The 21,136-nt window shown below is 47.9% G+C and carries 19 protein-coding genes and 1 pseudogene; 8 read left to right on the forward strand and 12 right to left on the reverse strand.

Going from position 1 to position 21,136, the window contains the following annotated elements:
- Nucleotides 1-100: 100 nt before the first annotated feature.
- From DCX48_06495 to DCX48_06515, 5 genes are all read right to left on the reverse strand, one after another.
- Nucleotides 101-1,204, reverse strand: a complete 1,104-nt coding sequence (locus tag DCX48_06495; protein ID QXE14190.1) for a DUF91 domain-containing protein — start codon at nucleotides 1,202-1,204, stop codon at nucleotides 101-103.
- 10 nt (nucleotides 1,205-1,214) lie between these two features.
- Nucleotides 1,215-2,870, reverse strand: coding sequence for a restriction endonuclease subunit S (locus DCX48_06500; GenBank protein QXE14191.1), 1,656 nt, complete (start codon nucleotides 2,868-2,870; stop codon nucleotides 1,215-1,217).
- Nucleotides 2,870-4,342 carry an SAM-dependent DNA methyltransferase gene (locus DCX48_06505; protein ID QXE14192.1) on the reverse strand — a complete coding sequence of 491 codons (1,473 nt, stop codon included), beginning with the start codon at nucleotides 4,340-4,342 and terminating at the stop codon, nucleotides 2,870-2,872. The genes DCX48_06500 and DCX48_06505 overlap by 1 nt, the downstream gene beginning before the upstream one ends.
- Before the next feature lie 72 nt (nucleotides 4,343-4,414).
- Nucleotides 4,415-6,841, reverse strand: a complete 2,427-nt coding sequence (locus DCX48_06510; protein QXE14193.1) for a DEAD/DEAH box helicase — start codon at nucleotides 6,839-6,841, stop codon at nucleotides 4,415-4,417.
- A 136-nt stretch (nucleotides 6,842-6,977) separates the two neighbouring features.
- On the reverse strand, nucleotides 6,978-7,280 hold the full coding sequence (locus DCX48_06515) for a hypothetical protein (protein ID QXE14194.1): 303 nt from the start codon (nucleotides 7,278-7,280) through the stop codon (nucleotides 6,978-6,980).
- A 116-nt stretch (nucleotides 7,281-7,396) separates the two neighbouring features.
- Between DCX48_06515 and DCX48_06520 the strand changes: the two are divergent.
- The 3 genes and pseudogenes from DCX48_06520 (at nucleotide 7,397) to DCX48_06530 (ending at nucleotide 9,898) form a co-directional block, all read left to right on the forward strand.
- A pseudogene (locus DCX48_06520) lies at nucleotides 7,397-7,701 on the forward strand (VapC toxin family PIN domain ribonuclease).
- A gap of 160 nt (nucleotides 7,702-7,861) precedes the next feature.
- On the forward strand, nucleotides 7,862-8,839 hold the full coding sequence (locus DCX48_06525) for a DUF1852 domain-containing protein (protein ID QXE14195.1): 978 nt from the start codon (nucleotides 7,862-7,864) through the stop codon (nucleotides 8,837-8,839).
- Between the two features lie 27 nt (nucleotides 8,840-8,866).
- Nucleotides 8,867-9,898: a methionine synthase gene (locus DCX48_06530; protein QXE14196.1), complete on the forward strand. Its 1,032-nt coding sequence runs from the start codon at nucleotides 8,867-8,869 to the stop codon at nucleotides 9,896-9,898.
- Nucleotides 9,899-10,031: 133 nt separating this feature from the next.
- Here the strand turns inward: DCX48_06530 and DCX48_06535 are convergent, their stop codons facing one another.
- The 4 genes from DCX48_06535 to DCX48_06550 all read right to left on the reverse strand — a co-directional run bounded on the left by DCX48_06535 (nucleotide 10,032) and on the right by DCX48_06550 (nucleotide 14,085).
- The gene (locus DCX48_06535) at nucleotides 10,032-10,253 is read right to left on the reverse strand and encodes an acyl carrier protein (GenBank protein QXE14197.1); all 222 of its coding nucleotides are present in this window, start codon (nucleotides 10,251-10,253) and stop codon (nucleotides 10,032-10,034) included.
- Nucleotides 10,254-10,270: 17 nt separating this feature from the next.
- Nucleotides 10,271-11,704 (reverse strand): D-alanine--poly(phosphoribitol) ligase, encoded by a 1,434-nt coding sequence (locus tag DCX48_06540; protein ID QXE14198.1) that lies wholly within the window; start codon nucleotides 11,702-11,704, stop codon nucleotides 10,271-10,273.
- Nucleotides 11,701-12,819: a membrane-bound O-acyltransferase gene (locus DCX48_06545; GenBank protein QXE17167.1), complete on the reverse strand. Its 1,119-nt coding sequence runs from the start codon at nucleotides 12,817-12,819 to the stop codon at nucleotides 11,701-11,703. Before DCX48_06545 ends, DCX48_06540 begins: the two co-directional genes overlap by 4 nt.
- Before the next feature lie 129 nt (nucleotides 12,820-12,948).
- Nucleotides 12,949-14,085, reverse strand: coding sequence for a DltD (locus DCX48_06550; GenBank protein ID QXE14199.1), 1,137 nt, complete (start codon nucleotides 14,083-14,085; stop codon nucleotides 12,949-12,951).
- 472 nt (nucleotides 14,086-14,557) lie between these two features.
- Here DCX48_06550 and DCX48_06555 point away from each other — a divergent pair, with 472 nt between their 5' ends.
- Nucleotides 14,558-14,962: a hypothetical protein gene (locus DCX48_06555; protein ID QXE14200.1), complete on the forward strand. Its 405-nt coding sequence runs from the start codon at nucleotides 14,558-14,560 to the stop codon at nucleotides 14,960-14,962.
- 58 nt (nucleotides 14,963-15,020) lie between these two features.
- The gene (locus DCX48_06560; protein ID QXE14201.1) at nucleotides 15,021-15,221 is read left to right on the forward strand and encodes a hypothetical protein; all 201 of its coding nucleotides are present in this window, start codon (nucleotides 15,021-15,023) and stop codon (nucleotides 15,219-15,221) included.
- 139 nt (nucleotides 15,222-15,360) lie between these two features.
- Here the strand turns inward: DCX48_06560 and DCX48_06565 are convergent, their stop codons facing one another.
- Together DCX48_06565 and DCX48_06570 are read right to left on the reverse strand one after the other, a co-directional pair.
- A complete protein-coding gene (locus DCX48_06565; protein ID QXE17168.1) occupies nucleotides 15,361-15,747 on the reverse strand; it encodes a hypothetical protein in 387 nt (128 codons plus the stop codon).
- Nucleotides 15,748-15,907: 160 nt separating this feature from the next.
- Entirely contained in the window at nucleotides 15,908-16,801 is an 894-nt protein-coding gene (locus tag DCX48_06570; protein QXE14202.1) for a LysR family transcriptional regulator, read from the reverse strand.
- Nucleotides 16,802-17,103: 302 nt separating this feature from the next.
- On the opposite strand from DCX48_06570, the gene DCX48_06575 reads away from it, so the two are divergent.
- The gene (locus DCX48_06575; GenBank protein QXE14203.1) at nucleotides 17,104-17,505 is read left to right on the forward strand and encodes a cupin domain-containing protein; all 402 of its coding nucleotides are present in this window, start codon (nucleotides 17,104-17,106) and stop codon (nucleotides 17,503-17,505) included.
- A 74-nt stretch (nucleotides 17,506-17,579) separates the two neighbouring features.
- Here DCX48_06575 and DCX48_06580 read toward each other — a convergent pair whose 3' ends face one another.
- Complete coding sequence (locus tag DCX48_06580) at nucleotides 17,580-17,903, reverse strand: PTS lactose/cellobiose transporter subunit IIA (protein QXE14204.1); 324 nt, start codon at nucleotides 17,901-17,903, stop codon at nucleotides 17,580-17,582.
- 498 nt (nucleotides 17,904-18,401) lie between these two features.
- On the opposite strand from DCX48_06580, the gene DCX48_06585 reads away from it, so the two are divergent.
- Both DCX48_06585 and DCX48_06590 read left to right on the forward strand, forming a co-directional pair.
- Nucleotides 18,402-19,418, forward strand: a complete 1,017-nt coding sequence (locus DCX48_06585; protein ID QXE14205.1) for an iron ABC transporter substrate-binding protein — start codon at nucleotides 18,402-18,404, stop codon at nucleotides 19,416-19,418.
- Between the two features lie 140 nt (nucleotides 19,419-19,558).
- Nucleotides 19,559-21,136, forward strand: coding sequence for an iron ABC transporter permease (locus DCX48_06590; GenBank protein ID QXE14206.1), 1,578 nt, complete (start codon nucleotides 19,559-19,561; stop codon nucleotides 21,134-21,136).

The raw sequence follows: 21,136 nt of genomic DNA on the forward strand, positions 1-21,136 counted from the left end.
ACATATACGTGTAAGTATCCCAATAAACCGAACCATTCGCTTTTAGACGTCTTCTGAGATACTCATTTCTTGTCTGTTGGGAAAAATCATCACCTGAGCATTACAATTCCGCGTTCCAATTTCCGAAATAACGCTTTAATTTCTCGACAGTGTGTCGCCATTTCTGGGTTGTAGGCTTGCAGACCGTATTTTGATTACCGAAGAACCCCACTTCGTTAACCGCCTCTTGTTCACTGCGGGTTTCCAGCCATTTTACGGAAACAAAATACTCAGACTTTTCGGGATCATCCGCGTTCAAGCGATAGAGATCGCTGTGCTTCAGCACATCCATTGCCAGCTTTTCCCCCTCTTCGGTGTTGATAGTGAAGCTGCTGGCAGGTTCAACGGCGCTCTGCACAATACCAACGCCAACGTAGCCTTTCGCCGGGATTTTTACCCACACACGGTTGCCCGGTTGTAGCTGTTTTAACGTCTGGCTGTACCAGCTTCCGCCGCCCGCACTGATAAAGTTGTAGTGTTGCGCCTCTTCCCAGACACGGCTTTGCGGATCGCCAAACGAGACATAAAACTCCCCGTTCCACGGTTCCTTCGCGTTTGCGTTTGCTACGGCGGTGGCCTGTGCGGCATTGGTTTGTGTCTCGCTCGGGTCGATAAGCCAGGTGCGGCTTAAGAACTGCTCGTCGCCGTGCTGGAATACCTTAAAGAACAGCACATTAATTGAGATACCGTTTTTGCTCAGATAGTCCACGATACGTTCGGTAGACGGATCCAGCTCCGCTGCCACAATGATGATTTGGTGCGACTGGTTGAGTGACTCTTCTTCCAGTTCAGTATTGAAGCGTTGCTTGAACGCGTCTCCCAGATTACCGCCACCGGAGAATTTTTCATAAATCTGCGACAGACGATCGGCGGTTAAATCATCCACCCAGGAGGCGTAATCCAGCGCCTGAGCAACGACTTCACGCGGCGTACGGTCTCGTTTAAGTTCAATCAGGATCAGCGATGCATCCGGCGCAATAGCCAACAGGTCGATACGCCCTTTATCGAGCGTCGGTTCCTGATGCCCGATAATCATCCACTGGTCAGAGAGGATGGTGGGATCGTTTAGAATCATCTTCTCCAGCAGTTGTTCGCTGCCGAGTTTGCTGATGGTCAGCGGCTGAGGGTTTTCCCCTACTCGCCAGATAGCATGATGAACCGGCATCGTCTGTTCCTTAGTTTAATGCTGCGTCGGTGAGGGCATCCGCCAGATGGAGCTGGGTTTTCTGGACGGATTGTAGGCGGGATGTCAGAGAGCCACAAAGCAAGAAGAGCTCTTTGATTTTAATCACCAGTTGATTCTGAACAGCGAAAGGAGGGACAGCTATAGGTATTTCCTCAACTACTTTCTTGCTTATTTTAGGCATTGTTCCTGACGTTCCAGTCATTTTTGACCACATGAAATCCCTGGCAAAAGGAGAGGATAACCACAACACGGCATATTCAGGTAATAACTCATCTTTTGTTCTAATTTTCATCATTAAATCTGGATAGATTAAATCATCAAAATCCTCTTCAATTAACAAGCTACAACCTACAAAATTAGATGAATTACCCCGCTGAATTAAAATATCATTTTTCTTAAGGAATAAATATGATTTATCTTTTACATCAATATCAACATACTTAGTTTCTTGCAGCTTCAAATAACCATACGAGGTCGCACCTAACTTTAAGACTTTTACATCAGTTTCATATTTTACTTCACTAGGAGATAGACCATTTTTAGGTCCAAACGACAGATATTTCTTTAAATGACTTCTCTGGCTAAACTCAGCACTTTCGATCAACAATCCCATCACCGCCAGTTGCAGAATGGTTTGCTTAATCGCATCGATACTCGCTTCGGTGGTAAATAGCGTGTCGAAATGCTGGCTGATTCGCGCCCAGTTTTCGGCGAGTTCTTCGGCATGTTGACTATCGACCAGCGTTGCCAGCAGGGTTTCCACCAGCTGCTGATGTGCATCCAGACTGGTTAGAGATTGCTGTTCCAGTTGGTCGCAGAGGGACATAAGCTCTGCTGCTTTGTCGTTTATCCTTTCCTGTTCCCTTTGCGGAGGGAATGGAACTAAGAAAGAATTAACAACAGAAGAATTTAATTCCGCCTGATTTGTTGTACCAGATAATAATGTATTCGAATGTTTTGGATCAAAACGCTGCTGTATCCCATAAGTAGATATATAGTTACTAATAAACTTTCCGTTATCTCTAACGGTTCGAATTAACGTAACATGGCTATCGACAACAAGTTTTTCTTTAACTACAGGAAGATAAATAACCCTACCAGCAGTGCCACCAGCACCAGTTGAGTTCCAAAGGACATCCCCATCTTTCAAAAATCGATCTTTAGTATATGAATGAATAGATTCATCCGTTATCCAACGAGATTGTTCTAATTTAAAACCGCTCCATTGCACACATTTCTGAGACACAACTTTTACAGAACCATGTTCAGCGTACTTCGGGCCTTTTCCTCGTTGTATGTACTCACTGATATCACTCAACCTTACCCATTCCCATACCTCCGGCAGCTCAAACGGCTTCTCATCCTCACTAATTTCCGGCAGCAGCTTCTGTTTTTTAATTTTTCCCTGCTTGACCAGCTCGGCTTTCTCGGCAGCAATACGTTTTAGCAGCTCAGACGCGGGTTTATCATTCGGGTCCTGCGGCACCAGTTTGCCGCGCACCGCCAGCTCCAGAATCAGCTCACGCAGTTTCTTAATGCCATAGAGGTCGATTTTGCCATTACTACCACGCCCCGCAGTAGAACGGGTTTGCAGCGCAGAAGACCAGATAGCGATATGATCGGTGATCGGCTTCTCAACGGTCATTAGTTCGCCCCCTTGTTGCCCGCTAGCGCAGCGCCGAGGATGTCGCGTAACTGGTTACGCAGTTCGCTGATTTCCGCCTGCTGCGTCTGGTACTGCGCCAGCAATTCATCCGGGTCATGGCTGATGGTTTCACCTTGATACGGGTTCTTGATATCAAGATTGAAGTTGCGGGCGATGATGTCGTCGATGCTGACTTTCCACGCCTGCTTGTTTTCTTCACGACTGGCAAAACCGTCAGCTTCGTTGCCCCACCAGTCGATCTCGGTCTGGAATTCTTCAAACTTCATCGGTTTGGTTTTGCTGTAGTTCTTCACGCCGTCTGGGTACGGATGTTCGTAGAACCACACCTGTTTAGTCGGCTGACCTTTGGTGAAGAACAGAATATTGGTTTTGATACTGGTATAGGGATTAAAGACGCCCTTTGGCAGACGCACGATGGTGTGCAGATTGCACTCTTCGGTGAGCAGTTTTTTGATTTTGGTTTTCACACCTTCGCCAAACAGCGTGCCATCCGGTAATACCACCGCAGCCCGGCCTTTATCGGCAAGCACTTCGATAATCAGTTGCAGGAACAGATCGGCGGTTTCACGGGTCTGCATTTCTGCCGGGAAGTTTTTCTCGATGCCGTCCTCTTCGGTGCCGCCAAACGGTGGGTTGGTCACAATCACATCAACCTGTTCATCCCACGAAGAGAGCGGCTTGTTAAGCGTGTTGTCGTGGCGGATCTGCACCGGCACTTCAATGCCGTGCAGCAGCATATTGGTAGTACACAGCAAGTGTGGAAGCTGCTTTTTCTCTACGCCATAGATCTGCTTTTGCAGCGTTTTGTGGTCTTCGGTGGTAATAACGTAATTGTCTTTCACATGGTCGAACGCGCAGGCGAGGAAGCCGCCAGTACCACACGCCGGGTCCATAATTGACTCACCCAGTTTTGGGTCAATGCGGTTGACCATAAAACGCGTTACCGCACGTGGAGTATAAAATTCACCTGCATTGCCCGCGCTTTGCAGGTCGCGCAGGATCTGCTCGTAGATATCGCCAAACAGATGGCGTTCCTGACTGCTGCTAAAGTCGATTTCGTTTAGCTTGTTGATCACCTGACGCAGCAGCGTACCGTTTTTCATGTAGTTGTAGGCATCGCTGAATGCTTGTTTGACCACAAAGCCACGCGGGTTCTTATCAATCGGCGCAGTGAGGTTTTTCAGGATCGGGAACAGATCATCATTCACAAATTCCAGCAACGCATCACCCGTGATGCCCTCGCTGTTCGCCGCCCAACTACGCCATAAATAGCGCTGTGGGATCGGAAACTGGTAGTCATCCTGCTCCAGTTCCAACTCTTCTTCCTGAGTATCAAAAATCTTCAGAAACAGCAGCCATGAAAGCTGCCCCAAACGCTGGGCATCGCCGTCCACCCCGGCGTCTTTACGCATAGTGTCCTGAAGGGATTTAATGACTGAGCTAATCGACATGTTTTCTTTCCATACTTAAAAAAGGATGCCACCGGTCGCAGACGCGGCCAGTGGCAATGTATTTATAGGTTATCAGGCTGAGCGCGGCGGTAACTGGTAGATTTCGTTTTCCAGTTCGTTGACGGCTTTCTCATAAGCCTTCTTGTCACCAAAGCGGGTTTTAATGATCTCTATCGGACGACCCAGCGCATCAAACGGTTTCAGCTTGAGTACCTGGACATCCTCGATTTCCTGCACGCCTTCATCGGCGTATTTATCCAGCAGCGTGTTGAGCACCTGCTGCGCCGGTTCTGCATATTTCGTAAAATAGTTACGCTTACGCACATTCGCCGCACGCTCCTGACGCGTTAACGGCGGCTGACCGTACACCACATGACAGAGTAAATCAAACGGGTCAAGATCTTTACCCACCTCTTCCGCCAGCACATCCCACAGAATCCCCAATTGCTCCAGTTCTTCTATAATGACCTGTTTGCGTGGTGCATCCTGCCATTTGCGTATAAAGCTATCCAGTGAAGCGTACTCACCATCTTTGAGCATCGTTTTACGGGTGTAATCCTGAAAGGATTCTGTCACCAGTTTGCCATCAGAATCGTAATACTGAACGCGCTTAGCCAACACTTTTACATCTACACCGTTCACATAGAATTTGCGGACTTCGTCATCGTCATGGAATTCACCGTTTCCCCAATGCTTATCATGATTAATCTGATAGTCAGCGGCGTCTTCTTGCGCTTCATTGGCGATATTATCGCCGTCATCTTCCTCATCCAGCTTTTCATTGAAATCAGAATCTTGATCAGAAATGTCGCTGGGTTTTACCACCAGCACTTTTTCTGGCAAACCATCAAAGCGTGGATCGGCAAACAGCTCTGTCGCTTTTTTGAAGTCGAGAATGGTAAACCACAGCTTGCCGTACTTTTCGTTGATTCGCGTGCCGCGCCCGATGATCTGTTTAAATTTGGTCATGGACTGGATGTTTTGATCCAGCACGACCAGCTTGCAAGTCTGCGCATCGACGCCGGTGGTCATCAACTCTGAGGTTGTCGCAATAACGGGGTAGGCTTTTTTAGGATTAATAAAGTTATCCAGTTGCGCCTTGCCGATATCATCGTCGCCAGTGATTTTCATCACGTATTTTTCGTTCTTAAGCACCTGTTCAGGGTTAAGTACCACCAGCGCATGACGCATTCGATCGGCGTGATCGATGTCGTTACAGAAAACGATGGTTTTATCCATCGGGTTAGTACGTTTCAGGTAATCGGTGATGGTCTGCGCCACCAGCATCGTGCGTTCATCAATGACTAGCGTGCGGTCAAAATCTTTCAGGTTGTAGATGCGGTCTTCAATTTCTTTACCGTATTTATCCAGTTGACCTTTTATTGGCCGCCAACCCTGCACATCCACGTCGATATCAACGCGTACCACTTTGTAAGGCGCGAGGAAACCGTCCTCAATGCCCTCTTTCAGCGAATAGGTGTAAACCGGTTCACCGAAGTAATCGATATTGGAGACCTCTTCGGTTTCCTTTGGCGTGGCTGTCAGACCAACCTGCGTGGCATTGCCGAAATACTCCAGAATCTCCCGCCAGGCTGAATCTTCAGACGCGCTGCCACGGTGGCATTCGTCAATCACAATCAGATCAAAGAAATCCGGTGCCACCTGCTTATAGGCTTTTTGATGTTCTTCCGGCCCAGTAATCGCCTGATACAGTGCCAAATGCACTTCATAGGCCGGATCAATGGTGCGTCCGGTGACTTTGGCCATGGCTGGGCCAAAAGGCTGGAAATCGTTGTTTTTAGTCTGATCAACCAGAATATTGCGGTCCGCGAGGAACAGGATTCGTTTTTTGTTTTTGGCTTTCCACAGCCGCCAGATTATCTGGAACGCCGTATAGGTTTTGCCCGTGCCAGTCGCCATGACCAGCAGAATACGGTTCTTACCTGCCGATACGGAATCCACCGTTCGATTAATCGCCTGCACCTGATAATAACGGGGAGATTTCCCGCTGCCGTCGTCGTAATAGTCTTGACTGATAACGGGCAACTGCTCCTGAGTGAACCCTTTCCAGATACAGTATTTTTGCCAGAGCTGTTCAGGCGTTGGGAAATCACTGAGAGCAATTTCAGATTCGAGCTGCTGCGGATTGGTTTTATCGTGGAAGATAAATCCGTCACCGTTGGAGGCAAATACAAAGGGAACGTCGAGCAGGTTAGCGTAGTCTAACCCCTGCTGCATCCCTTTGCTGATGGCGTGCTTGTTAGCTTTGGCTTCGATAACTGCCAGCGGCAAGTTATGTTTATGATACAACACGATATCGGCAGATTTAACTTTGATACGTGAGGCCAGTTTTCCACGAACCACAATCTTGCCATCACGCAGTTTCACTTCCTGACGAATCTGAACCAAATCATCCCAGCCTGCATTCTTAACCGCAGGAAGGATAAATTTGCTGATGATGTCCGTTTCGGTCAGATGAGTTTTGTTTACGCCAGCCATAGCAGAACTCTCAATGGAATAGGATTAGCTCTGATTTTACACAGATTAGTACGTCAGGTAATGACCCGGTGTGATAACTCTCCCTCTCCACGTAGAGATTCCATACGGTGTGGCCTTTTTTTCCTTCTTACCTCGATTATTCAAACCACAATGAAGAAAGCCCTATAACCATCACAATGCCCATAATCACCTGAATCAAGACGATAAAAAATGCAAGGACGCCAAGCACTGTGATTTTTCTACGAAGGATAAACGTAATGCCGGAAAGTACAGCGCTGAACAGAATTGTTTTAAGCAGGTAAGCTAGCGGCACCATTGCTGCGTGGCCTGTCTGCACACCTGCCATCCCAATGAGACCAAGAAAAAAACCGCCGCAAAAACCCCATCCCCAGAACGTCATCGGCAAACTTAGTTGCCCTGTTACCAGCTTTTTCAGCACGGTTGCATCCCTTTTATAATGTTAGTGCATTAACAATCATTATCCGCCAAGTATCTTGGTCTGCCGCACACTTTAATTCCAGCTAAATGCAACTATCACGAGAGTAAATACTTGATGTCAGGGATACTTCCTGCCGTCATTACGGACAGTTTGCTATCAGTTCTATCACGCTAATGGGACTGATCTATGATGCTGAGAAATCGGTGAACTCAGAAAAGAATCTCACCGTGCTTGAGGGTTTTCTGCTCGTCTGGACGTGCAAGCTTATGGTGTTGACGCTGCGGTGCATACGAGGAAAATTCGTGCGGAACTGGCAAGACAAGGAACACTCATCGGCTCGTATGATGCCATGCAAGCGGGTCATGAGCGGTTCCCAGGTTTCCTGACCACACACCTGATCATGAATATAATTCATCTTTGATGAAATTAACTCTCTTTCACTCATCCAATGACTCTGGCATAAAATATGCAATATTAACGTATTGACAACATGAAGACTGCTGAGTGATAAACAAACAAGATCATTAAAATCAACAAATTAATTCAGTTTTCATATCAAAATTTAGGATGCAAAGACCGCGATGAATAAAGATTTTACATTTACGATTAAGAGCAGCTGCTTCGATGAGAATTATAACCCCTCCGAAAACACGCGTATCACGACCAACTTTGCTAATTTAGCCAGAGGGAAGAGTCGCCAGGAGAACTTACGCAACACGTTAGTGATGATGGATAATCGCTTCAATACATTGGCGTATTGGGATAACCCTAAAGCTAACCGTTACTCTGTCGAACTTGAGATCATTTCCGTTGAGATTGATATTGAAGGCAATGGCGATACCTTCCCTGCAATTGAAATATTGAAAACGAATATTGTTGATAAAAAAACCAATGAACGCATTGAAGGCATCGTAGGGAATAACTTTTCCTCTTACGTCCGAGATTATGATTTTAGCGTATTACTGCCAGAGCATAATAAGAGTCATCCCGGATTTAGCACGCCAGATAATTTTGGCGATTTGCATGGAAAATTATTTAAATGTTTTACGAATTCAAAATTTTACAAAGATAACTTTAATAAACAACCGGTTATATGCCTAAGTGTTTCAAGTAAAAACACCTATCATCGGACGGGGAATCAGCATCCTGTATTAGGCATCGAATATCAGCAAAATGAACCTTCCTTGACCGATCATTACTTCGAAAGGATGGGGTTACAGGCTCGCTACTTTATGCCTGCAAATAGTGTTGCACCTTTGGCTTTTTATTTTTCTGGTGATTTGCTGAACGATTACACGAATCTTGAGCTTATTAGTACTATCAGCACGATGGAGACTTTCCAAAAGATTTATCGACCTGAGATTTACAATGCTAACTCGGCAGCAGGGCAATACTATCAACCCAACCTGAATAACCAGGATCATTCATTAACAAAAATTGTTTATGATCGGGTAGAACGCAGTCAGTTGGCTATTGAGCAAGGAAAGTTTACTGAAGAGCACTTCATCAAACCCTACAAGAATATTCTTGAACAATGGTCTGCTCACTACGCGCGTTGATTCACCAAAAATATAAGGTCACCTGTTATGAAAACATTGCTACCTACTTCAACTGCTGGCAGTTTGCCCAAACCGTCCTGGCTCGCAGAGCCTGAGAAACTGTGGTCCCCCTGGAAATTACAAAACGAAGAGTTAATTGACGGGAAAAAAGATGCCCTGAGTTTGTCGCTGTTTGATCAACTGCGTGCAGGTATTGATATTGTTAGCGATGGCGAACAAACGCGCCAACACTTTGTCACGACGTTTATTGAGCACCTTAGCGGCGTGGATTTTGAGAAACGTGAAGTCGTTAAAATTCGTAATCGCTATGACGCAAGCGTACCAACCGTTGTCGGTGCGGTGACGCGTCAAAAACCGGTTTTTGTTGAAGATGCCAAATTCTTACGTCAACTCACGAAGAAACCGATTAAATGGGCTCTGCCAGGGCCGATGACGATGATCGATACACTCTATGATAACCACTATAAAAGCCGCGAAAAACTGGCCTGGGAATTCGCAAAAATTCTCAACCAAGAAGCCAGAGAACTCGAGGCTGCTGGTGTGGATATTATTCAGTTTGATGAACCCGCATTTAATGTCTTTTTTGATGAAGTGAATGATTGGGGTATCGCCGCGTTAGAAAGAGCGATTGAAGGGCTGAAATGTGAAACAGCGGTACATATCTGCTACGGATATGGCATCAAAGCCAATACAGATTGGAAAAAGACGCTGGGATCAGAGTGGCGCCAATATGAAGAAGCGTTTCCAAGACTGCAAACATCCAATATCGATATCATCTCACTGGAATGCCATAATTCGCATGTTCCCATGGACCTGCTTGAACTAATTCGCGGTAAAAAAGTGATGGTCGGGGCCATTGACGTGGCAACCAATGCCATTGAGACACCAGAGGAAGTAGCCGATACTCTGCGAAAAGCGCTTCAGTTTGTCGATGCAGACAAGCTCTATCCTTCAACCAACTGTGGCATGGCTCCTTTACCTCGTCGGGTAGCCACAGGCAAGCTCAATGCGCTAAGTGCTGGCGCAGAAATCGTCCGAAGAGAACTCTTGGCTAAATAACACTATTGTAGTGGCATCGTGAATTTGGACACTGACCCAGCGCTAGTGTAAACATCTCAGCATCCACAAAAAAAGACCCTGAATAAACCTATCCAGGGTCTTTAAATAGTGTAAAACCGTCGCTGTTTAGGGATTAGCCACGGTTCTCTTCAATGTAACGAGCCAGATCCGCAGGGGTCTTCAGAACGGTAGCGACTTCGGTTGGTGGGATCACGCAGCCGTAAACGTCCTGCACCTCCAGCACCAGATCGACCGCCAGAATCGAGTCGAGAATATCGGACTCAATCAGCTCATCGTTAAAGCCCACTTTACGGGATAAGATCTTTTCAAACAGCGCGAGTATTTCTTGTTCCATAATTTTTCCTGGGATAATTAAATCGTGCGGGCATGGGTATCCAGCAGTTTACGATCAATTTTGCCGTTAGGATTCAGCGGCAACGCATCTTTGATAATGATTTGGGAAGGCACCATGTAAGGCGGAATCACCTTAGAGAGCGAGGTTTTAATCACTTCGGGTGCTAAGCTCGTCACGCAGAATGCCGCAATACGCAGCACGCCACCGCCCGATTTCATCAGCGGCAGGACAACCGCTTCGCTGATGTCGGATATCGCCAGCAGGCGATTTTCAATCTCGTTGATTTCAATGCGGTAGCCATTGAGTTTGATCTGGCTGTCATTGCGGCCCTGACAGTAAAGGAGCCCGTTCTCATAGCCCAGGTCGCCGGTTCTGTAGCCTCGGAACGCTTCACTTTCCCGATGCAACAATTTCTCAGCGTTCTCCTGCGCGAGCCCAAGGTAGCCGCGCATCACATTTTTGCCCCAAATAATCAGCTCACCCTCAGCGGTAATTTCCATTCTGGAATCCGGCATCATCGCGCCAACCGGCAGCAGATCGTTTTCGCTATGCAGGATGTCATCGGTGATTTCGATGACGGTGGTGGCGATAGTCGCTTCCGTTGGGCCATAGGAGTTGAGAATTTTGGCGTGCGGGAAGCGGCGGCGTAACTGTTTGACCAGCGCTTTGTTTAGCACTTCACCGATGAACACGAAGACGTTGAGTTCAGGTAAATATTCACTGTTGAACTGAGGAGAGAGCAGTTTCTGATAGGCAAAAGATGGCGTTGAAACCCAGACAGAAACGCCATTGTCTTTTAGGCGATCGAGCCAGTTTTCTGCCGCAATATCCTCTTTCGCATTCAGAACGATGTGCCCCCCAGTGGCAAGATTCGCCAGCAGCGGGATCAGGGAGAGATCGAAACTGAACACCGCATGGTTCATCAGCACTGGCGCGTCTGGCAGCGAGAAATCCTCACGCACCCACTTCATGAAATGCCACAGGCTTTCACGCCCGATCTGCACACCCTTGGGTTTTCCGGTGCTGCCGGAGGTGAACATGATATAGGCGAGATTCTGCTCGACCAGTGCCTGACCAGCCTCACCGGTAGCAATGAACTGCCGGGTCGCGACATCGTAGTAGTAAGGGGCGTTCGCCAGGTGGCAAATCTCCTTAAGCCGCTCCTGCGGATAGATGCAGTCCACCGGGATATACGGAATGTTATGCAGCAGGCAGCTATAGATCGCCACGGCAAACTCCGCCTGCTGATGCCCATATAATACGACGGGTGAACCTGCGGGCCGCTGGCATTGCTGATAGCGATGCGACCAGTCTGTAACGGCAACGGATAGCTGTTGCCAGGTCATCGCGTCATCGCTACCGCTAATCGCCAACTGATTTGGGTTAGCGGGTTGAAGTAATGCCGCACGAAGGAAATCTTGCAGTTCCTGAAGCTCTGAATGAAGGTTCATAGAGGAGACATTCCGCTAAAGATGTAGAGGGAGGCTGCGGCGCTTGCCAGCGTCAGAATTCGACCGATGAACGCAATAACCGGATGATGTAGACAATTGTTCAAAGCCGGACTGCGTTTAGCAGACCACTGCAACATGTTGTGAGCAACGGAAATGGCGCCGAACAGCGCGCCGCTGATGACATAGTGTCGTTCGAGTCCGTTCCATGCCCCCATACAAAACAGGGTGCAGAAGATGCCAATATTTTGCGCCAGCGTTTTGTTCTGTCGGAAAAAATCGAGCTTCATCAGATTCATATAAATCGGCATAAAGACCACGTCTCTCAGCCATTCAGACAGGCTGATGTGGAAACGCCGCCAGAAATCTTGCGGGTTTTTAGCCAAAATGGGCATATTGAAGTTCGCCGGGATATTCAGGCCAAATAAGCGCCCCGCGCCAATAGCCATATTGCTGTAACCGGCAAAATCAAAATACAGATAGGCGCTGTAGGCCAGCGACATCACCACACCAACGCTTAGCGTAAACGGACGATGGCTCCACGACTCAATGACCAGATTATTGATCAACATGGCGAATAAGAACTTCTGAATAATACCGGTAAGAATTTGCTCTATGGCCACTAAAAACTGCTCACGGGTCATCGTGAAAACCGGTTTATTAATGTCAACAAGCCATGTCCGCCAGCGATACATCGGGCCAGCCAGAATAATAAAAGGCATAAAAAGGTAGCAGAAGTAATGCAGGAAATTCTGACCATCTTTTTTGCTGCGATAAAGTAGAACGTCAATCGCGCGGAAGGTCATAAAAGACAGACCGATCATGCCCCAATGGTTATTGAGGTGTAATTTCACCAAAAACAGCGGAAGCAACGTCAGGCTGACCGCCTGCCAGGTTTTTAACCAGCCTTTCTCTTTTAAGGTGACGATAATATAAAAACTCAGGAAAACCGCCACAGGAACAACGTAATCCCCCTGGAAAATATATCCCCAGCCCAATACCGCCAATACGGAAAAGGCGGATAAATACGTCAGCCGATAACTGAATACGCGATTAATCAGCGCAAACAATAATGCTGATGAAAACAGAAGGAAAAAAAACATTCCGGAGCTGTACATCATTCATCCTTCAGAATTTTTGATATTCAAAATGCACTTTTAAACTCATGCTTTCATCAACAGAGGTCCATGCAACGATGGTTACCGCCAGAAAGAGATAAAGGAAAAAAAGACGAATGGCAGTTTTCATCATTTAAAACTCTCAGCAATAAATTTATCCATCGCGACCCATGCTGGCTCGGTTGGGTGCAGGCGATCCCAATTCCAACCGTTCTGATAAGGCTGCGCATACATATCAAAATAAGGAACTTTATTTTCCTCCAGCATCGACCTGATCTGGCCATCGACTGGCTGGAATTTCTGGGAGTTATTAATCGCCCACGGATTAATCGGATCGACAATGACGACAAACTGGGCGTTGCGCGCTTTAAGCAATTTAATCGTCGCCCGTAATGCCTCCATTTGCGCAGGAACAATCGGCGCATTGTCCCACTCTTCCGGTGTTTGATCGTCGGCAAAAACAGTCTTATCCATCCACAACGTGGCGACGCTTTGCTGACGCGACTTATTCAACTCATGAGCCTGAGTCAGTTCGCGATCCCAGTCAGGCGCAACATTGGTCGTTGACGTGTGAGGCCACGGTTGCGTGGGTTGCGGGACAATACGTAGCATCGCCAGCCAGTAGTTTTTTATCAGCTCACAGAAATTAGCAAATTGATAACTCACTTCCTGCCAAATAATTTGTGGGTGCCAGCCATAGACTTTCATTTGGCCGAAAGTTAAATGGCTGATATCTTCTTTATCGATATGTTGTAAGTAATTGACCATAAAAGGACGCGTTTGGTCATCCTTCATCAGCGGATTAAAAATAGATGCTGGGAAATTGTTGGCAAAAATTGACGGCGGAATGCCGTCTGAATAAAAGCTATCGGGTGCCAGAAGCAAAACAACTTTACTGTTAGCGTTAAGCTCGTTTTTAAAACGCGAGAGCAGTAAAAAATGCGTGACGCTATCGACATAACTATCGCCATAGGCCACTACCGGACGATGTAACTGGTTATTAAAGTAATTATATACTGCGTAATGTTCGTCTTCAGATGTCGACACTTCAGAAGCACCGAGAAAGAAAATCGCATTTCCCTGTAAGGCATGGGAAATGGTGGCTATTTTTTCCCTTTGTTCTTTTGGCGTTCCTTCCATGGTGTTAATCAGTGGCTGGAATGTTAGCGCCGGATCAAAGCTCGTCACCAGCGGGGGAACGCTAAGAAACAGGATGGCGAGGGTAGCCATCAGGATATGTAGGCAGAGAGTATTTTTGATTTTCATTATAAAGTAAGACTACATGATATTTATTGTTTGAAATTTGTGAATTTTTATCTTCACGGTAAATCGATCCCTGTATTTTTGGATTATATACCAGGGTTATCTTCGATGATGAGCGTTGCTGTGTAACGGTATGTACAGTGTTTATGTCCGTCACAATAATCAGGTTAGAGACTACGTCAGGAGACGATTTCCTGTATCTTTTCTCGCTTACTCAGTCTGAACATGAGGGAGAAAGGTTCGATGGCAGGAGCCTCGAAAGTCACAGTTTACTGGTAATGCGGGGATGATTGGACTCAAGGAAACTTCGGCTATGAATAAGTGCGGGATAGCGCAATCCTTGCTTCCCTTTTAGTTAACCTGACAAATCGCTATCTTAGTGTTAATTTAATAAATTCGCAGTTTTACCGCACTCGGTATACCACCACATGTTTTGTGAGGCTACTGTTGCGCGATTGAATTTAAGATCAGGCTTATGTGTAATTGCAAAGAACTTCCCACTAGTGTGGCTGAGATCGAACATTGGGGGCACGGCTTCCATTTTCCGAATGCATTAACTCATAATCGGCATTTTGAAACTCTGGATAGTGAGTATTTCGAACCGCAGCTTGATTACTCAGAATTCATGTATCGCTGTACGGAATGCGGGCAAGCATGGTACATCGAGTGCACGCCAGAAGCATCCCCCTCCTCCCTATTCGCCTTAAAGGTTCGGGATACCGAATCATTACCTTCAGATAAAGAGGTAAAGTCAGCCAAAGAACACCTTTGTATTCTTGCGCACGGCGGATTCGATTCAGAAAAGTGCAGGATGGCAGGGTGCCAAAACGACAAGCTATTGGGCCGTGAACTATGCTATTTGCATCTATCTTTTCCATAACGTATGGAATTGAACAGCGCTGAGCGGTAATGTATACAAAAAGCTAACAGGAGAATGTATGAAATACCGTCAGGCTACTATCCATCGGCTATTGATCGCCTTGATAACCCTGTTTGTTACCGCCTGTTCCTCCAATGCGAAAAAATCCCCCACGGATGAAACGCCGGAGTGTATGAAGTATCGCTTGATGATGACGGCCCCCTTGCCACCAGCGGAAATGATGAAGTTAAAAAATCAGTGTGAGCAGTCAAGGCATTAACGCGACAGTTTTTTTATCAGAGTTCAGCTAAGCTCAAACTTATTTTTATTGGACAGGGGATTACGCAAGAATAAACCTACTCCCCTAAGCAATAACGCTGGAAAATAGCAAACTTCATCACAAAAGGCGGCTATTCGCGTCAATTCATCACCTGTTCCAATTCACCATAGAATAAATAAGGGCGCTCATTCTCAATCCACTTTGCTTTTTTTATAACACAAATATCTTCTTCTATATAAACATCTAAACATCCAATTTCCACTGAGAATTCATTGTGTTTATATTTTGGGCCGAAGTTATGATAGGTTATCGCGCCTTTGCCAAAATATCCCCCAATCTCTTCTCGCCATAATAACGTTATTTCTGCCTCAAACGGGCCGCTCCTCATTTTCCCTTTCAGGCTGGCAATAATTTTTTCTTTCTCAACAAAACTCCACCGCACGGCGTCAAGGCTCCAGGTATTATCGTTCACGCTAAATTCGCCGGAAAAAACGTCTACAAATGTTTTATTGTTATCAGAATACATTTCATCTCCTTGAATATTCAAAATGAGTAACCCCGCAACCTTCCCCATCAGAAGCGCTTTTTCTTTCCCTAACGTACCACATCACACACCGCGATTCATGAATGAGGTCGATAACAACATTCTGCCAGCGCCTCTTAACCAACGGGTTATCTCCGCGTTGCTAACGCGGATAGCGCAGCGCCTCCACAAACAGTGAAAAGGCGGTGGTATGCTGTTTGCGGCTGGGATAATACAGATAGTACCCTGGGAATGGTGGGCACCATTCCGTCAGTACCTGAATCAGGCGACCGCTGGCAATGTCATCTCGCACTGAATCTTCCGGCACATAGGCCAGACCCAGTCCGATTTGTGCGGCATCGATCCGCTGGCGCAGGCTATTCATCGTCAGTTGGCCCTCAACTCGCACCTTGATTTCCCGACCACTTTTTTCAAACTCCCACGCATAGATGCCACCCATCGTCGGCAGACGCATGTTAATACAGCGGTGATGCTGCAAATCCTGCGGTGTTATAGGGACAGGGTTGCGTGCGAAATAGTTAGGGGAACCGACCACCACCATACTCATTTCAGGTGCGATACGAACAGCGATCATGTCTTTTGCCACCTGTTCACCCAAGCGAATGCCCGCATCAAAACGGCCGACAACGATATCTGTCAAAGCGTTATCCATCGTAATTTCGATGTTAATATCGGGATAATTCGCTAAAAATGGCTTTAACATCGGCCATAATATCGAATCAACCGCGTGCTCCCCCGCAGTGATGCGAATATTCCCCGCGGGTCTATCCCGCATGTCGCCCAGCGCAATCAGTTCGCTTTCAATATCCGCGAAACGCGGGCCGAGGCTATGCGCCAATTTCTCCCCCGCTTCCGTCGGTGCGACGCTGCGCGTGGTTCGGGTCAGCAATCGCACACCAAGACGCTCTTCAAGGCCACGAATAGAATGGCTTAACGCCGACTGAGAAAGCCCGAGCTTCGCCGCTGCCTTGGTAAAACTGCGTTCTCTTGCCACCACGAGGAACGAAATAAGGTCATTAAAATTTTCTTTTAACATCAGAGTGTCCAAATAGTGGTACATCAACTTTTATCTATTATACAAACTCATGAATGATATCCATGTGAAACCGCCAATAATCGGCGGTTTCACACTAAAAATAAGCAATGATGAATAATATGCGCTACATTCCTCCGCGTAATTAATGAATATAATTCATAGCCTCTTTCTGATTTTACCCTCTGGTACTTCCCCATAAATCGCAGTAACGTTTTCATAGTCGCTGTCTTTCATCAACACTGAATTTTTCAATCACAGCGAATCTTTCAATAACAACTACGCTTTCCAGCAAGGAGGAAAAATTGAAAATTACCCGCAGTGGTTCACACCCGTCCCAGCCTGGCCCAGACAGCTATTTTTCCGGCAACGTACGCATTGATGCGCCCTTCCAGAGCACCTCCCCCGCTCGGGTTGGCGGCGCAACAGTAACTTTTGAACTCGGTGCCCGCACGGCATGGCATACCCATCCACTCGGCCAGACGCTGATCGTCACGCAGGGTCGAGGCTGGCTTCAGGAATGGGATGGCGAGATTCAGGAGATCAATCAGGGTGATATCGTCTGGATACCCGAAGGCGTAAAACACTGGCACGGTGCGACGGCACAAACCGCCATGACCCACATTGCTATTGCCGAATCGCTTAACGGCAGCCCGGTCGAATGGCTGGAAAAAGTCAGCGACGAGCAGTACGGGAAGTCGCGATAAAGAAGAGTTGCACATCTTAGGGGTAAGCCACTCAGCGAGAAGCTGAATGGCTTTTCATTTGCTCAGTAATACGGTTAGCGCATGTGCATATTGACGCCAGATACATCTTTCCTGAGTTCAATAATCTCTTCAGCCAGTTCACGGCACAGCATCGCATTCATCAGATGATCCTGTGCATGCACCACAATAAGTTCGAGATTGGTTTTTTCCTTACTCTGATAGCCAATAAATCCGGTCTGGATCAATTGCGCCCGATTCAGCGCCACCGCAGCCATTTTTAATAGTTCATCGACGTGATCCCACTCGCCCCGGCGAGCTGCTCTAAGTGCTTCCATTGCGCAGGAACGTGTTTCGCCAGATTTAACGATAAGCTCAATCATCCGCGTTTCTACATCCATTTTTCCATCCCCCGAATATCAGTTGCTGTGTCACCTTTTTGTCGGCCAATTAACCCCAAATTGCAGACAAGCGCACGTGACACCGAAGAAATACGGTGCATTTGTTGTATCGCTACTCACAGCCTGCACAGTAAATATAGATGATTAATCATAATTTGTTGCTGTAAATCATGACGTTATGTCTCATTTCCGATGAAATAAATTTCGCAAACATATCGACCTATTTTTTAATCGATGAATTTATACAATTTCACACCGTGACACGCGCTGAAATAAAGTCATAACCGAAACGTCACATTCACCGGAACCTTAATTTAACCTTAAGAAAGCGAAATAATAATAACTATCATTATTATTATCGATATGTAGAATTCTTTTCCGACTGCCACTACATCTCGGCCTGTGTCGCTAAATAGCCTGGCTATTATGAGCAACGCGGGGGCACCCATGTAGGTCAGCAATACGCAAACACGACAGGTATTGATAAGGGTAAATAATATGAAGCTTGGTTTTGGATTACTGAGTTCTGCCGTTTTATTAGCTTCCGGCCTGACTCTCAGCGCATCGGCAAATGCAGCAGAAAACGATGAAGGGATTGTGATTTACAATGCCCAACATGAAAACCTGGTGAAATCCTGGGTTGACGGTTTTACCAAAGAAACGGGCATCAAGGTGACGTTACGCAGCGGCAGCGACACCGAATTGGGCAACCAACTTGTGCAGGAAGGAAAATCGTCCCCTGCCGATGTGTTTCTGACCGAAAACTCACCGTCGATGGTGCTTGTCGATAATGCCGACCTCTTTGCTCCGTTGGACAAAGCCACCCTTGCTCAGGTAGCACCTGATTATCGTCCGTCCCACGGGCGCTGGGTAGGGATTGCCGCGCGCTCTACCGTATTTGTCTACAACCCGACCAAATTTACCGATGCACAACTACCGAAATCCTTAGCCGATCTGGCGAAGCCTGAATGGAAAGGCCGCTGGGCCGCATCTCCGTCCGGTGCGGATTTTCAGGCCATCGTCAGCGCCTATCTAGAGCAGAAAGGTGAGAAAGCCACGCAGGAATGGCTGAAAGGCATGAAAGAGAACTTCACTGCCTACAAAGGTAACAGCACGGTAATGAAAGCGGTGAACGCGGGCCAGATTGATAGCGGCGTGATCTTCCACTATTACCGTTTTGTCGATCAGGCTAAAACCGGCGAAAACAGTAACAACACCCAGCTGTACTACTTCAAGCACAAGGATCCGGGCGCGTTTGTCAGCATTTCCGGTGGCGGCGTGCTGGCATCCAGTAAACATGCGAAAGACGCTCAGGCCTTTATCAAATGGATCACGGGCAAACCCGGTCAGGAAATCTTGCGCACCAACGATGCGTTTGAATATGCGGTTGGCGTCAATGCGCTCTCAAACGACAAATTGGTTCCGCTGAAAGATCTGGACGCACCAAAAGTTGATGCCGCCAAGCTCAACAGCAAAAAAGTCGTAGATCTGATGACGCAGGCTGGCTTGTTGTAACGGATAGATTGTAGCGAATAGATTGTAATGATAGCGCCTTCGTCAGGGCATTTTCGCCCTGACGAATTATCATAAGAATGGCCGCTCAACGCGGCTTCACCGTCTAAGAATATCGTCCTGACGAGGCAACTGCAGGCAGCATGACAAACGTTAGCTACAGCGAAACCACGACCTCCACCGCCTCCTCTCCGCCATTACGCAAGCCTGTCGCGTTGCTTGCGATCGTCGCTCTGGTATTATCCCTGCTGGGCTTTGTCCCGCTGGGCTTTGTGATTGGCGTAAGTATTGATACCGGCTGGGAAACGGCTCGTGCCTTGTTATTCCGCCCACGCGTTGGCGAGCTTCTGACAAATACGGTGCTGCTGGTTGTCCTGACGCTGCCGATTTGTACGATTCTGGGCGTGCTGTTAGCCTGGCTGACGGAACGAACCACCCTGCCCGCTCGACGCCTGTGGTCCCTGTTGCTCACCGCGCCACTGGCGATTCCCGCATTTGTACAAAGCTATGCTTGGATCAGTACCGCCCCCGGTCTGCATGGCTTACCGGCTGGCGTATTTTTATCCGTCGTCGCCTATTTACCGTTTCTTTATTTACCCTGCGCGGCGACGCTTCGGCGTCTTAACCCCGCGCTGGAAGATGTCGCGGCTACGCTGGGCGTGCCACCTATTACCGTATTTTTCCGCGTGGTGTTGCCGCAGTTAAAACTGGCCATCGGCGGCGGGTTGCTGCTGATCGCTCTGCATCTGTTGGCGGAGTATGGCCTGTTCGCCATGATCCGCTTCGATACCTTTACCACCGCAATCTTCGATCAGTTTCAGTCAACGTTTAATGGCCCAGCAGCCAACATGCTGGCCGGTGTACTGGCGTTGCTGTGCCTGTTTCTGCTGTGTGCGGATGCCCGCGTGCGTGGCGTCACGCGCTATGCTCACGTGGGTTCCGGCGCGCCGCAGGTTGTCACACCGATTTGCTTGTCACCACTTTCTCTCTCGCTGGCGCTGCTGTTACTGACAACGCTGGTGCTGCTGACGCTCGGCGTGCCTTTTATTACGCTGTTTCGCTGGCTAGGTTTTGGCGGCTGGGAAGTGTGGCAACGGCGTGAGTTGCTTGATGCGTTTCGCCAGACCATGACGCTGGCGCTGAGCGGTGCTGTGCTGACGACGCTGGCAGCGATCCCGATGGCCTGGCTGACCATCCGCCACCCTAATCGCCTGTATCGGTTTTTGGAAGGGTGCAATTACATCACCAGTTCTCTGCCGGGTATCGTCGTCGCGCTGGCGCTGGTAACTACCACGATTCACGCCATCAGACCGCTCTACCAGACTGAGTTCACCGTGCTGCTGGCTTATCTGTTGATGTTCATGCCACGGGCGCTGGTTAACCTGCGCGCAGGAATAGCACAGGCACCGGTGGAGTTGGAACAGGTCGCGGCCAGTCTGGGACGTTCACCCTTACAGACGCTAATGACCGTGACCATCCGGCTGGCGGCGCCCGGCGTCGCCACGGGGGCAACGCTTGTTTTTTTGGCGATCATCAACGAGCTAACCGCCACGCTGCTGCTGGCACCCAACGGCACGCGCACGCTGGCGACCGGGTTTTGGGCGCTAACCAGTGAGATCGATTATCCTGCGGCGGCACCCTACGCGCTTATTCTGGTCTTACTGTCGCTGCCGTGGACCTGGTTTCTCTACACGCAATCACAAAAAATAGCGGGGCGATAA

It is taken from the genome of Pectobacterium atrosepticum, assembly GCA_019056595.1.
Classification (GTDB): Bacteria; Pseudomonadota; Gammaproteobacteria; order Enterobacterales; family Enterobacteriaceae; genus Pectobacterium; species Pectobacterium atrosepticum.

What these genes read in the sequence shown, in the direction of transcription:
- DCX48_06525 (QXE14195.1), top strand. Translation starts at nt 7,862, where the DNA reads ATGAATAAAGATTTTACATTTACGATTAAGAGCAGCTGCTTCGATGAG.
- DCX48_06570 (QXE14202.1), bottom strand. Translation starts at nt 16,801, where the DNA reads ATGTTAAAAGAAAATTTTAATGACCTTATTTCGTTCCTCGTGGTGGCA.
- DCX48_06580 (QXE14204.1), bottom strand. Translation starts at nt 17,903, where the DNA reads ATGGATGTAGAAACGCGGATGATTGAGCTTATCGTTAAATCTGGCGAA.
- DCX48_06505 (QXE14192.1), bottom strand. Translation starts at nt 4,342, where the DNA reads ATGTCGATTAGCTCAGTCATTAAATCCCTTCAGGACACTATGCGTAAA.
- DCX48_06590 (QXE14206.1), top strand. Translation starts at nt 19,559, where the DNA reads ATGACAAACGTTAGCTACAGCGAAACCACGACCTCCACCGCCTCCTCT.
- DCX48_06535 (QXE14197.1), bottom strand. Translation starts at nt 10,253, where the DNA reads ATGGAACAAGAAATACTCGCGCTGTTTGAAAAGATCTTATCCCGTAAA.
- DCX48_06585 (QXE14205.1), top strand. Translation starts at nt 18,402, where the DNA reads ATGAAGCTTGGTTTTGGATTACTGAGTTCTGCCGTTTTATTAGCTTCC.
- DCX48_06540 (QXE14198.1), bottom strand. Translation starts at nt 11,704, where the DNA reads ATGAACCTTCATTCAGAGCTTCAGGAACTGCAAGATTTCCTTCGTGCG.
- DCX48_06550 (QXE14199.1), bottom strand. Translation starts at nt 14,085, where the DNA reads ATGAAAATCAAAAATACTCTCTGCCTACATATCCTGATGGCTACCCTC.
- DCX48_06565 (QXE17168.1), bottom strand. Translation starts at nt 15,747, where the DNA reads ATGTATTCTGATAACAATAAAACATTTGTAGACGTTTTTTCCGGCGAA.
- DCX48_06500 (QXE14191.1), bottom strand. Translation starts at nt 2,870, where the DNA reads ATGACCGTTGAGAAGCCGATCACCGATCATATCGCTATCTGGTCTTCT.
- DCX48_06545 (QXE17167.1), bottom strand. Translation starts at nt 12,819, where the DNA reads ATGTACAGCTCCGGAATGTTTTTTTTCCTTCTGTTTTCATCAGCATTA.
- DCX48_06510 (QXE14193.1), bottom strand. Translation starts at nt 6,841, where the DNA reads ATGGCTGGCGTAAACAAAACTCATCTGACCGAAACGGACATCATCAGC.
- DCX48_06530 (QXE14196.1), top strand. Translation starts at nt 8,867, where the DNA reads ATGAAAACATTGCTACCTACTTCAACTGCTGGCAGTTTGCCCAAACCG.
- DCX48_06495 (QXE14190.1), bottom strand. Translation starts at nt 1,204, where the DNA reads ATGCCGGTTCATCATGCTATCTGGCGAGTAGGGGAAAACCCTCAGCCG.
- DCX48_06555 (QXE14200.1), top strand. Translation starts at nt 14,558, where the DNA reads ATGTGTAATTGCAAAGAACTTCCCACTAGTGTGGCTGAGATCGAACAT.
- DCX48_06560 (QXE14201.1), top strand. Translation starts at nt 15,021, where the DNA reads ATGAAATACCGTCAGGCTACTATCCATCGGCTATTGATCGCCTTGATA.